We start from the raw sequence: 12,343 nt of genomic DNA, 5'->3' as shown, positions 1-12,343 counted from the left end.
CCGATGACCTTTGCGCTACCTTTGCGCTACCTCAGCAAGCCCTTGCCGCGCGTCAGTTTCAGCCAGCCCGGATATTCCGTCATCAATAAGTCATACAGTTCCGCATCGCTGTGCTCGTCGGGCGAGCTGACGGAAAAGTAATTGGCATTGTCGACCAGGCGGCCCTGCAATTCGTCGAGCTTTTCCAGGAAGGGGAAGTCGGAATCGGCAAAGGCGGCGAGGAACTTGCTTTTCGATTTACGCCCCTTGCCGATGCCCATGAATTGCCAAAAGATCGGTTCATGGCTGGCCCAGCGTAATTGTTTCTCCGTCGTCGCCTGGTCGCTCGTGCCGCCATCCGTGACGAACATCACGTACACGGGCAATTCCGCGGCGACGGGCCGCGTGCGCTCGCCGCCGGCGCCATCGGGGAAATAAAATGCGCGTATCGCCTGCATGGCGGCGCCATAGCGCGTGTCGCCTTCCAGCGGATGACGCTGTATGGCCTGGCCCACGTAGGTATTGCAGTTGCTCAAGGCCATGGGCGCCGGATGGTGGACATTCTTGCCGAACAGGAAAACATCGATCTCGCCATCGTCGTCGAACTTGCAGCCCAGGGCCAGGATGCGTTCGGCAAAGCGCTGCACCAGCCCCTCTTTATATAGTCGGCCCATGGAGCCGGAAATATCCAGGCACAAACACACCTTGGCGCGGTGGTCAAGCAAACCCACTTTCTGCAGCGACACGCCCGCCTGCTTGACGAGGCTGACCAGTTGCGGCGCTTCCCGTTCGACCCGTTTTTCCAGGTTGATCTTTGCCTGCATGACGGCCGAAACCGCCGCAGGGGCAGCAGAAGCGGCCTGGTCGACTTCGCCGCCGAAGTGGCGCACCAGCGCATCCAGTCCGCCATTAAAACCTTGCCCCACGGCCATGCAGCGCCAGCCGCCATCCTTGCGGTAGATTTCCGCCAGCATGACGGCTTTTTCCTGTGCGAAATCACTACCCGCGAAGGCGAAGCGGGCCAGCTCGCGTCCGCCCGCCTCCAGACGCACGTGGCCGGCTTGCAGCTGCGACATCACGCCGCCGCCATCGATGGACGCCGTCACGACGAGGCGGTCTATGCCGGCCGGCAAGCGCGCCAGTTGCAAGGCAAACTCGGCCATGTCGCCGCCGCTGCCGGGGCGCGCTTCCACGCCGCCGCACGGCGTGCGCGGCTGGTTGAAAAAGGTCATGTAGCGCTCGTCGGACAGTTTGCCGCTGGCGTCGAGGCCGAAACAGGCCACGTCGAGCGCCAGCCCCTGCGCGGCGACGCCCACCTGCAGCACGCCGTCGGGAACGAGATTGGCCAGCGGCAAGCGCTGTCCCTTGGACAAGGTTTCCATCAGTGCCTCCTAGGCGATATAGCGGCGCGGATTGTCCGCGTTGAAATCATCTTCGTCTTCCTTGTCCTCGCCCTTGAAGACGACGGGACCGTTGAAGGCCAGTTGCAGATTCTCGCCCTGCCAGCTCAGCCACGGCGTCGCTTCGCTGCCCGGTTCCGACGTCTTGCCGGACGGTTCGAGGATGATGCTGTCGGGCGTGATGCGCGCCATGCCGATCACATAGGTGTAGACGGAATCGTCCTCGGCCGCCTTGGACAGGCGGAAGTCGAACGCGCACTCGACGATCTGCTCGCCATATTGCATGACCATCTTCGGCCGCATGGAAGCGACCGACACGGCGCCATTGGCCAGCGCCGAATACACGCTGAAGACGAGGCCCACCGTGCCGCCGTACTGTTGCGCCAGCGCGGGATTGACTTCCACCGTTTCCGTGGCCGGTTCCTTGCCCGATGCGCCCGCCACGTCGCCCAGGTGGCGCACATACGGCATGACGTCGAAGCTGCCCGGCGTATCGGGCGCCTGGATGAAGCGCATCTGGCCGTTCGGCAAGAGGATGCCGACTCTTAAATCGAGGTCGTCGTTATCGTCGTCGCCATCGCCGTTATCGACCCAGCTGGCCTTGACGGTGAGCTTGCCCGGCGCGCCCGCGCCCTTTTGCAGCGACACCTTGTGCGTCTGGCCCGCCTTGGTCAGCGAGATTTTCGACAGGGAAATTTTTGGCGGCGGCTCCGCTGCCGCCTGCGCCACTTCACCGCCGAAATGGGCGACCAGAGCGTCCAGGCCGCCATTGAAGCCCTGGCCCACGGCCATGAAGCGCCAGCCGCCGTCCTTGCGGTAGAACTCGCCCAGCATGACGGCTTTTTCTTGCGCAAAATCAGATCCCGCATACGTATAGCGGGCCAGCTCGCGCCCGCCGTCCTGCAAGCGCAGGTAGCCGCTGCCCAGCTGCGCCATGGTGGCCGCGCCATCGATGGCGGCCGTGACGACGAGGCGCTCGATGGTGGCAGGCAAGCGGTCCAGCTGATAGCTGAAACCGGCCGCATCGCCGGACGGCGCCGCCGCTTCGACGCCGCCGCACGGCGTGCGCGGCTGGTTAAAGAAAGTCATGTAGCGGTCGTCGGACAGTTTGCCGTTGGCATCGAGGCCGAAACAGGCAAAGTCCAGCGGCACGCCAGCGCTGGCGAGCCCCAGTTGCACGACGTTGCCCGTGACGAGGCCGGACAGCGCCAGGCGCTGCCCCTTGATCAGGTTTTCCATGCGATTATTTATTCAGGTGTGGGAGCTTCGGACAACGGCTCAAGGCAAGGCGCGTCGTCCGAAGACAGTACGAATGTACAGTCAGTCCATGGCGGCGCAACGCCGCCATGGACTGCCGTTTTGGGTTCTATACAAAGCTAAAAGAGCTTCGGACAACGGTTCAGGGCAAGGCGCGTCACCGAAGACAGTACGAATAGTACGGCGAGGTGACGCAACGCCGCCATGGGCCGTTTTCCGGAGCTCTTAGGCGTTGATGCCGAACGAGCGTGCCAGTGGTCCCAGGCCGCCTTTGAAACCCTGGCCGATGGCCTTGAATTTCCATTCGCTGCCGGCGCGGTAGATTTCGCCGAAGATCATGGCCGCTTCCGTCGAGCCGTCTTCCGACAGGTCGTAGCGGGCGATTTCCGCGCCGTTGTCGCCGTTCAGGCAGCGGATGTAGGCCTTGCCGACCATGCCGAAGTTCTGCTTGCGGTTTTCCGCGTCGTGGATAGTCACGGCGATGGCGATCTTGTCGATGTCGGCAGGCACGCTGGCCAGGTCGACGGCCACTTTCTCGTCGTCGCCATCGCCGCCGCCGGTCGTGTTGTCGCCCGCGTGGACGATGGAGCCGTCAGCCGACTTCAGGTTGTTATAAAAAATAAAATCGGCATCGGAACGGGCCTTGCCATCCGTTTTCAGCAGGAAGGCGCTGCCGTCCAGGTCAAAAGCGGCGCCATCGGTGGCGCGCGGGTCCCAGCCCAGGCCAATCACGATTTTCTTCAAGCCGGGAGCTTCCTTGCTCAGGTTGACATTGCCGCCTTTTTGCAAACTGATCGCCATGGTAATTCCTCTTTAATGTGGGGGTTGCATTCGGTGTTTCAGGTCACGTCGCCGGCACGCCGGCTTGATGAGCCATGAGCCTACCATAAAGTTCCGGCTTGCCAGCCGCGCACTATTGAAAATAATGCCATACGGAAAAATCGTGCCGCTGTCCCCATGCGCAAAATGACGGATAATGCCGCTCGACAAAAATTTTTCACACTAGGTTTGTCCTTGATCAATATACGACTCGACTGCATTCCTGGCACCCTGTGCGACGCACGCCTGTGGTCGCGCCTGGCGCCTGCCCTGGGCGACGCCTTTGAGCTGCGGCACGTACCCCTGCACCAGGCGCGCACGCGCCCGCAGATGCAGCAGATGATCGCCAGCCACAGCGCTCCGCAAGCCCATCTGGTGGGCTTTTCGCTGGGCGCCTACCTGGCGCTCGAACACGCGCTGGCGCACCCGCAGCGTGTGAAATCCCTCACTTTGATCGCCAATTCGGCCAAAGGTTTGCTGCCGGCGGAGGTCGAAGCGCGCCAGCGCATCGTCGCCATGCTCGAGCGCAATGCCTATACGGGCATCACGCGTCAGCGCCTGCGCGAATTGCTGCACCCGTCGCACTTGCAGGACGACGGCATCACGGGCCTGATCCAGCAGATGGGGCTGGACCTGGGCAAGGAAGTGCTGCTGGCGCAATTTCTCACCACGATAGACCGCCCCGACCTGATGGCGCGCTTGCCGGAACTCGATTTCCCCGTGCTGATCGTGGGCGCCGAAGACGACAAGCTCGTCAATCCCGACGACCTGCGCACCATGGCCGCCCGCCTGCCGCAAGCCACCTTGCACATACTCAAAGACGACACCGGCCACATGATTCCGCTGGAAGCGCCAGGCGCGCTGGCGCAAGCCATGCGTGCGCATCTGGAGGCTGCCGGCAATTTCAACGATAATGACGGGCATCGGGCATCGCCCCCACCTTTTTCACAGAACCAATGAGCTTACTGACCATCATCGTCGCCACCGACCAGCAAGGCGGCATCGGCATCGACAACACCCTGCCGTGGAAATTGCCGGAAGACCTGGCGCATTTCAAGCGCTTGACGACGGGCCACCCCATCCTGATGGGCCGCAAGACCTTCGATTCCATCGGCCGCCCGCTGCCGAACCGCCGCAACATCGTCATCACGCGCAATCCGGACTGGCGCCATGAAGGCGTGGAAGCGGCGCCGTCGCTGGAAGCGGCCATCGCCCTGCTGGATGGCGCCGAAGGCTATGTGATCGGCGGCGCCGACATCTATAAGCAGTCGCTGGCCCTGGCGCAGCGCCTGATCGTCACGGAAATCGGCCAGACGTTCGATTGCGATGCGTTTTTCCCCGCCGTGGATCATGCCGTGTGGCAAGAAACCGCGCGCGAAGCGCATGTTTCGGAGAAATCCGGCCTGCCTTACGCCTTTGTCACCTTGCAACGCAAAGCCTGATAAGGTTGATGTTGATTAACAGAATGTTGCTGTAATACCCCTGTCACACCGTTGCGTCACGCTAGCGCAAGCTTGTGGCGCTTTGGTGCGATATTTTTTTCCCGCAGAGGCCGCATTTCTGCGAGAATCCCGTTCTTATTTTTTTTATGTGGCTGCCGGGTTGCACTACCGCCTGACCGTCGCGCCCTAGTCCGCCCCTTCACATCTGTCAGGGGCGGCTTGCTTTTTTGGAGACATGCATGAAATTTCGTTTCCCCATCGTCATCATTGACGAGGATTTCCGTTCTGAAAATACGTCCGGCCTGGGCATTCGCGCCCTTGCCGCCGCAATGGAAAAAGAAGGCATGGAAGTGCTGGGCGTGACCAGCTACGGCGATTTGTCGCAATTTGCCCAGCAGCAATCGCGCGCGTCAGCCTTCGTGCTGTCGATCGACGATGAAGAATTCGGCGCCGGTTCCATCGAGGAAACCGATCACGCCTTGAAGTCGCTGCGCGCCTTCGTCGAGGAAATCCGCTACAAGAACGCCGACATCCCTATTTACCTGTACGGCGAAACGCGCACCTCGCGCCATATTCCCAACGATATCCTGCGCGAACTGCATGGTTTCATCCACATGTTCGAAGATACGCCGGAATTCGTCGCGCGCCACATCATCCGCGAAGCGAAATCCTACCTGGACGGCCTGTCGCCGCCGTTCTTCCGCGCCCTGGTGCACTACGCCAACGACGGTTCCTACTCGTGGCACTGCCCCGGCCACTCGGGCGGCGTGGCCTTCCTAAAGTCGCCGATCGGCCAGATGTTCCACCAGTTCTTCGGTGAAAACATGCTGCGCGCCGACGTCTGCAACGCCGTCGAGGAACTGGGCCAGCTGCTCGACCATACGGGCCCCGTCGCCGCGTCCGAACGCAATGCGGCGCGCATCTTCAATGCCGACCATTGCTATTTCGTCACGAACGGCACCTCGACCTCGAACAAGATGGTGTGGCATTCGACCGTGGCGCCAGGCGACATCGTCGTCGTCGACCGCAATTGCCACAAGTCAATCTTGCATTCGATCATCATGTGCGGCGCCATTCCCGTGTTCCTGATGCCGACGCGCAATCACCTGGGCATCATCGGCCCTATCCCGCTGCATGAATTCACGCCGGAAAGCATTGCCCGCAAGATCGAAGCGAATCCATTCGCGCGCGAAGCGAAGAACAAGAAGCCGCGCATCCTGACCATCACGCAATCGACCTACGATGGCGTGATCTACAACGTGGAAACCCTGCGCGAAATGCTGGACGGCAAGATCGACACCCTGCACTTCGACGAAGCATGGCTGCCGCATGCCACCTTCCACGATTTCTACAAGAATATGCACGCCATCGGCAAGGACCGTCCGCGCGCCAAGGAATCGATGATCTTCTCGACCCAGTCCACGCACAAATTGCTGGCCGGCCTGTCGCAGGCCTCGCAAATCCTCGTGCGCGAATCGGACACGGTCAAGCTGGACCAGGACGCCTTCAACGAGGCTTACCTGATGCATACCTCGACCTCGCCCCAGTATTCCATCATCGCCTCGTGCGACGTGGCCGCGGCCATGATGGAAGCGCCGGGCGGCACGGCCCTGGTGGAAGAATCGATCATGGAAGCGCTCGATTTCCGCCGCGCCATGAAGAAGATCGACCAGGAATGGGGCCAGGACTGGTGGTTCCAGGTGTGGGGTCCGGCCAGCTTCAACGACGAAGGCATGGGCCAGCAGGAAGACTGGATGATACGCGCCGAGGATGACTGGCACGGTTTCGGCGACCTCGCTCCCGGCTTCAACATGCTCGACCCGATCAAGGCGACCATCGTCAACCCGGGCCTGTCGCTGGACGGCCAGTTCGGCGACACGGGCATCCCCGCGTCCATCGTCACCAAGTACCTGGCCGAGCACGGCGTCATCATTGAAAAATGCGGCCTGTACTCGTTCTTCATCATGTTTACCATCGGCATCACCAAGGGCCGCTGGAATACCCTGTTGACGGCCTTGCAACAATTCAAGGACGACTACGACAAGAACCAGCCGATGTGGCGCATCCTGCCGGAATTTGCGGCGGCCAACCCACGCTACGAAAAAATGGGCTTGCGCGACCTGTGCCAGCAGATCCACGATTTCTACAAGGCCTACGACGTGGCCCGTTTGACGACGGAAATGTATCTGTCGGACATGATCCCAGCCATGAAGCCGTCGGACGCGTTCGCCAAGATGGCGCACCGCGAAATCGAGCGCGTGGCCATCGACGAACTGGAAGGCCGCATCACGTCCATCCTGCTGACGCCGTACCCGCCGGGCATTCCGCTCTTGATCCCGGGCGAGCGCTTCAACAAGACCATCGTTGACTACCTGCGCTTCGCGCGCGACTTCAACGAGCGCTTCCCCGGCTTCGAGACGGATGTGCATGGCCTCGTGAAACGCGAAGTCGATGGCAAACGCGGCTATTTTGTGGACTGTGTGAAATTGGACGACTAGTTACGGCTCATCCAATCTCGCTTGGCGCGCTTTGCGGCCGGCGATGCTCACCGTACCAGAGTACGGTTGCGCTTCTCGGCCACAAATCATTGCCGCTCGCTACGATTGGATGAACCGTCGTGACGTTCGTTAAAGAACGCTGCTTACATGGCGCCGCCTGATGCAGATCAGGCGGCGTTTTTCATTGTGGGCCAGCGCGCACGCTTGCGCCAGATCAAACGACCGGGGTATCGGGCTTCTAAGATGGGCGACTCGTGCCCTCGTGACGGCAGGCCTATGACGCTCAAGGTGTGGCTGGAAATCATGCAGCAGGCGGCGGCTGGCAGTGGCGCCTTGCTGGCGGCGGCCTTGAAGCAGGCTCAGGTAACTATAGCCCGGCGGCACGATGGCGAAGCAGATGGAACGGGCATCGTGCTGTTCGCCGAAGCCAATACGGCGCTGCTGCAGGCGCTGCCGGCGCTGTGCAGCCATGCCCGCGTGCTGGCCATCGCCGCCTGCGGCCAGGCCGTCAGCTGCGCGCAACAGCGGGCCCTGCTGGCGGCCGGCGCCCTCGATGTGCTGCTATGGCCTGGCGGCGCCGTCGATGCGGGCCAGGTGCTGGCGCGCCTGCAGCGCTGGCAAGCCGTGGCGCAGCTGCTGGCGTCCAGCGCCGTGCGCCAGCAACTGGTGGGCGGCAGCGCTGTCTGGACCGCCTTGCTGCACCAGGTGGTGGAAATGGCCGCCTTCAGCCAGGCGCCGATGCTGATCACGGGCGAAACGGGCACGGGCAAGGATTTACTGGCGCAACTGGTCCACCGCCTGGGCAACTGCCGGGGCGACTTCACCATCCTCGACTGCACCACCCTGTCGCCGGAACTGGCGGGCAGCGAACTGTTCGGCCATGAACGGGGCGCGTTTACGGGCGCGGCGGCGCCGCGCGACGGCGCTTTCGCCCTGGCCGACGGCGGCGTGCTCTTCCTCGACGAAGTGGGCGAACTGCAACTGCCCCTGCAGGCGCAGCTGCTGCGCGCCATCCAGGAACGCAAATACAAGCGCGTGGGCGGCAATACCTGGCAACCGACGCAATTTCGCCTCGTCTGCGCCACCAACCGCGCACTGGAAGACGAGGTGGCGCGCGGCGCCTTCCGCGCCGACCTGTATTACCGCATCGCCGGCTGGCGTTGCCAGACGCCGCCGTTGCGCGAGCGCCAGGACGACATCTTGCCGCTGGCCCGGCATTTTCTCGCCGAACTGGCCCAGCAGCAGCCGCCCCCGCTGGACGCCGCCGTGCGCGAATACCTGCTGCTGCGCGACTATCCGGGCAATGTGCGCGAGCTGCGCCAGACCGTCACGCGCATCTGGCACCGCCATTGCGGCCCCGGCCCCATCACCATCGGCGCCCTGCCACCCGAAGAACGGCTGCTGGCGCCGCCCTGGCCCGACCAGCACTTCGAAGCGGCCGTGCGGCGGGCCCTGGCCCAGGGCTGCAAGCTGTCGCACATCGCGCGCTGCGCCACCGACATGGCCATCCGCCTCGTGCTGGCCGAGGAACACGGCAACAACCAGCGCGCCGCCGCCCGCCTTGGGGTGACCGACCGCGCCCTGCAGATACGCCGCAAGGCGGCCGCGCCTTGATCTGCCTCAAGCCAGCCGCGCCAGCCGCAAGAAATTGCCGCCAGTGATCAAAGCCGCATCCAGCGGCGGCAAGCCCAGCAGGTGAATCTTGTGCAATTCCAGCCCCGGATGCAGCCAGGGGCCATCCGAGCCGAACAAGACCTTGTGCGGCCCCGCGCGGCGCACGGCCTGCTGCAGCAAGTCGAAGCGGCGCACGCCCGAGCTGTCCGCATGGATGTTGCGGTGGCGGGCCAGATGGTCGACCAGCGCCAGCTGCGCCGCCCAGTCGTCGCCGAAGCTGCCCAGATGGGGCAGGATGAAATCGACATCGGGATACTGCTGCGCCAGCAGCTCGGCCACGGCCACCTCGCCGGCCGGGTCGTACAGCACGGGCAAGCCGAAGAAGCGCGCCGCGTCGCACACTTCGCCGCTGATGCGCGCATCCAGGCGGTGCGCCTTGATGCCGACAAAACCGTAGCGTTCGACGGCCGTGCGCACCAGATCCTGGATGCGGCCCCGGTCGCGCCGCGCATGCACGAAGGCAAAGCCGTAGAAACGCTGCGGATCAGACGCGACCAGGCGCGCCACACCATGGTTGGCGATGGCGTAATCGGAGTGGAAGGCGGCGAACAGCACGCTGCGGGCGATACCGGCCGCCTGCGCGCGGCGCAGATAGGCGTGCAGCGGCGCATCGCTGTCCCACGGCCCGCTCAAGCCGTCGCCAGGTCCCGCATGGCAATGACAGTCGATGATCATCTTGCCGCGCTATTGCCAGTCGCCCATGACGACGATGCGGTTGCCGCGCCGGCGCCAGCGCCCGCTCTCCTCCTCGCCCTGCGGCGCGGCCGAACGGAAATGCGGCAGTTGCTGGTGCAGGGCCCGCGTCAGCGCGCTTTCCACGGCGCGCGCGCTGCCGTCGCCGTCGGCCGCCAGGCGCGCCGCCTGCCCCGCGATGCGCACGAAGCGGCGCGCCAGCTCCAGTTCGCGGTCGACCGGCGCTGCGGCCTCCAGCTCCAGTTCCAGCGCATTGCTGGCGGCGCGCCCCAGGGCCGAACCGAGCGCCGTGCCCACGCCCGGTATCGGTATCATCGAACCGAGGGCGCCGCCGACAAAGGGCAAGGCCGTCTTGGCCACGGCCTTCAAGGCGCCGCCCAGGGGCTTGGCCACCTTGGCGATGGTAGCACCCACCTTCTTGACGCCCTTCCACACGCTCTTGAAGACATTGCCGAGAAACTGTTCCAGCTCCTCCTCGCTGGACACTTCCAGCAATTCCATGGCCAGCTGCAACTCTTCCTCTTCGCTGAACAGGGCCGGGGCGCTCCCCTTGCCGGGCCAGTCCTGGCCGAATTCCAGCACTTCAAACGCGGCGCCGGCCCGCTGGCGGCATTGCGCGCATTCACATTCAAGTTGATGCATGATGTACTCCTTCTCAGTCGTCAAGGCGCTGTCGTCAATTCCACATTTCACCCAGCACGGCCAGTTCCAGTTCGCGCCGCTGGTTGGTCAGCACGCCGCGCTGGTTGGCGAACATGTCGTCATGGATGCGCTGCTCGATGCGGCGCCGCTGCGCCGCCGAGGACAGGGCCGCCACGTACACCTGGTGCGCGCTGACGTCGACGGCCAACATCTGGCCGCACAGCCGGTGCTGCAGCAAACGGCGGTGCAGATCATCGGTCTGGCCGCTGTAGGCGCGGCGCCTTCCACCCGCATCGAACTCGATCACGTACAGGCCCGGGCCGCGGCCATTCGGGTCGCGCAAGGCATTGGCCAGCGTCCCCAGCGCCTGGTAGGTCAAGGCGGCCGCTTCCGGCACCCGGCCCATGGTGCCGGCCAGGGTGGGCGGGACTTCACCTTGCTGCTGGTCATCGTCCTGCCCCTGGTCCTGCCCTTGATCCTGGCCCTGTCCCGTATCCATGCCCGGCTCCGGCTGGTCGCCAAAGGTCGGCTCCGCCACGGGATAGGCCTGCGGATAGAGGGTCGGGTAGAGGGGCACGTAGCCGGCCCAGCCCCGGTAGCGCGGCGGCAGATAGGGCAAGGGCGGCGGCGCGGGACGCAGCGGCCTGCGCGCCGGATTCGCCTGGTAGCGCGGCGGCGCGGGACGGCGCTGTCCGCGCAGGGGCGGCCGCGCGCGCAGCCCGACGCCGCGCATGCCGCCGCGCGCGCCACCGGGGGGCCAGCGCCCGCCCTCCCATTCGGCCTCGCCCTCTTCCTCCCCTTGCCACTCCTGCGACCACTCTAGAGACCATTCCCCCTGCCATTCCTGCTCGCCGGCCGCTCCCGGCTGCCCCGCAAAGGGCAGCATTTCAAACGCTTCGTTCATATCGCCTCCTGATGTGATGTTCAAGCAAGCCCATCGCCTGCTCCAGTTGCCGCGACGAATGATCGGCCCGCAGCAGAAAAGTCAGCGCGCCGGGACCTTCCCCCGCTTGCGCCAGCGACAGCACGCCCGCTGCGCGCAAGACCTGTTGCAAATGGGCGCGGCCGGGCAGGCGCTGCACGGGAAAGCTGCCACCCTGGCAGGCGATGCCAGCCGCCGCCATCCCCGCCCTCCATTGCGCCACCCTGTCCGCCAGCCTGGCGCGCAGGGCGTCGCCATGGCGCGCATTGAGCGCCAGCGCGCGCCGCGCCGCCGCCAGCACGGCTGCCGAAGGCGGACTGGCATGCACGCGCGTCTGGCTGTGCGCCGCGAAGCGCCGCAGCAAGTTGCCGCTGCCGGCCAGCACGGCCAGCGGCACGCCAAAGCCCTTGGCCAGCGAGGCGCCGACGATCAGGTGGCCGCCCCCCTTGTCGCAGCCGCCCGGCAAGCCATGCAGCCGCGCCGAGCCGCCACCAGCCGTGCCCATCACGCCTAGCACCTGCGTGTCGTCCAGCAGCAGATAGCCGCCTCCCTGGCGCGCCAGGGCCGCGTAGCCGGTCAGCGGCAAGACCTGTTCGCTGCCCGGCACATAGCCGTCGGCCAGGATCAGCGGGCGCCGCCCCTGCCGGCCCCAGTCCGCCGCCAGGCGCCGCAGCACCGCCATCTCGCCGCTGGGAAACATGCGCAGGGGCAAGCCCAGCGCCTGCGCCCGCTCGGCGCCCCAGCGCGCGATGGCGTAGCTGCCGCCATCGACGAGGATCACCAGCCGCTCGGCAGCGAGCATGCCGAACAGGTCCCAGAACAGGTGCAGGGTCGACGGCAGCACGCAAGCGGCCTCGCAGCCTTGCAGCGCAGCCAGGCTTGCTGCAAGGGCTTGCGCGCCGGGCGGCTCCTGCAGCGCGGCCGGCTGGCCCAGGGTCAGGCTGTTCCACGGCGCCAGCGAAGCCGCCGGATGGCGCATGCCCAGGTACAGCGCACTGGTAAAATCGAGCATGCACG

The 12,343-nt window shown here is 64.8% G+C and carries 11 protein-coding genes; 4 read left to right on the top strand and 7 right to left on the bottom strand.

Annotated elements, in window-relative coordinates; genetic code table 11:
- Positions 1 to 26: 26 nt before the first annotated feature.
- The 3 genes from O3298_RS10150 to O3298_RS10140 all read right to left on the bottom strand — a co-directional run bounded on the left by O3298_RS10150 (position 27) and on the right by O3298_RS10140 (position 3,437).
- Positions 27 to 1,361: a VWA domain-containing protein gene (locus O3298_RS10150; RefSeq protein WP_305059200.1), complete on the bottom strand. Its 1,335-nt coding sequence runs from the start codon at positions 1,359 to 1,361 to the stop codon at positions 27 to 29.
- A 9-nt stretch (positions 1,362 to 1,370) separates the two neighbouring features.
- Entirely contained in the window at positions 1,371 to 2,618 is a 1,248-nt protein-coding gene (locus O3298_RS10145) for a TerD family protein (protein ID WP_305059199.1), read from the bottom strand.
- Positions 2,619 to 2,861: 243 nt separating this feature from the next.
- Positions 2,862 to 3,437: a TerD family protein gene (locus O3298_RS10140; RefSeq protein WP_099667617.1), complete on the bottom strand. Its 576-nt coding sequence runs from the start codon at positions 3,435 to 3,437 to the stop codon at positions 2,862 to 2,864.
- 213 nt (positions 3,438 to 3,650) lie between these two features.
- On the opposite strand from O3298_RS10140, the gene O3298_RS10135 reads away from it, so the two are divergent.
- The 4 genes from O3298_RS10135 (at position 3,651) to O3298_RS10120 (ending at position 9,009) form a co-directional block, all read left to right on the top strand.
- A complete protein-coding gene (locus O3298_RS10135) occupies positions 3,651 to 4,415 on the top strand; it encodes an alpha/beta fold hydrolase (protein WP_305059197.1) in 765 nt (254 codons plus the stop codon).
- A complete protein-coding gene (locus O3298_RS10130) occupies positions 4,412 to 4,897 on the top strand; it encodes a dihydrofolate reductase (protein ID WP_099667616.1) in 486 nt (161 codons plus the stop codon). Before O3298_RS10135 ends, O3298_RS10130 begins: the two co-directional genes overlap by 4 nt.
- 239 nt (positions 4,898 to 5,136) lie before the next feature.
- Entirely contained in the window at positions 5,137 to 7,395 is a 2,259-nt protein-coding gene (locus O3298_RS10125; RefSeq protein ID WP_034784421.1) for an arginine/lysine/ornithine decarboxylase, read from the top strand.
- 276 nt (positions 7,396 to 7,671) lie between these two features.
- Complete coding sequence (locus tag O3298_RS10120; RefSeq protein WP_305059196.1) at positions 7,672 to 9,009, top strand: sigma-54 dependent transcriptional regulator; 1,338 nt, start codon at positions 7,672 to 7,674, stop codon at positions 9,007 to 9,009.
- A gap of 6 nt (positions 9,010 to 9,015) precedes the next feature.
- Here O3298_RS10120 and O3298_RS10115 read toward each other — a convergent pair whose 3' ends face one another.
- Genes O3298_RS10115 through O3298_RS10100 form a run of 4 tightly spaced genes read right to left on the bottom strand, consistent with a single transcriptional unit; the run spans position 9,016 to position 12,338 of the window.
- Positions 9,016 to 9,744 carry an amidohydrolase family protein gene (locus O3298_RS10115; protein ID WP_305059195.1) on the bottom strand — a complete coding sequence of 243 codons (729 nt, stop codon included), beginning with the start codon at positions 9,742 to 9,744 and terminating at the stop codon, positions 9,016 to 9,018.
- 9 nt (positions 9,745 to 9,753) lie between these two features.
- Positions 9,754 to 10,404 (bottom strand): hypothetical protein, encoded by a 651-nt coding sequence (locus O3298_RS10110; protein ID WP_305059194.1) that lies wholly within the window; start codon positions 10,402 to 10,404, stop codon positions 9,754 to 9,756.
- A 34-nt stretch (positions 10,405 to 10,438) separates the two neighbouring features.
- Positions 10,439 to 11,308, bottom strand: a complete 870-nt coding sequence (locus O3298_RS10105; protein WP_305059193.1) for a hypothetical protein — start codon at positions 11,306 to 11,308, stop codon at positions 10,439 to 10,441.
- Positions 11,292 to 12,338 carry an aminotransferase class I/II-fold pyridoxal phosphate-dependent enzyme gene (locus tag O3298_RS10100; protein ID WP_305059192.1) on the bottom strand — a complete coding sequence of 349 codons (1,047 nt, stop codon included), beginning with the start codon at positions 12,336 to 12,338 and terminating at the stop codon, positions 11,292 to 11,294. The genes O3298_RS10105 and O3298_RS10100 overlap by 17 nt, the downstream gene beginning before the upstream one ends.
- Positions 12,339 to 12,343: the final 5 nt, after the last annotated feature.

Source organism: Janthinobacterium sp. SUN137 (assembly GCF_030587265.1).
Taxonomy (GTDB): domain Bacteria; phylum Pseudomonadota; class Gammaproteobacteria; order Burkholderiales; family Burkholderiaceae_D; genus Janthinobacterium; species Janthinobacterium kumbetense.
The sequence above is the reverse complement of the archived record's forward strand: the minus strand, read 5'-3'. Positions and strand labels throughout refer to the sequence as shown.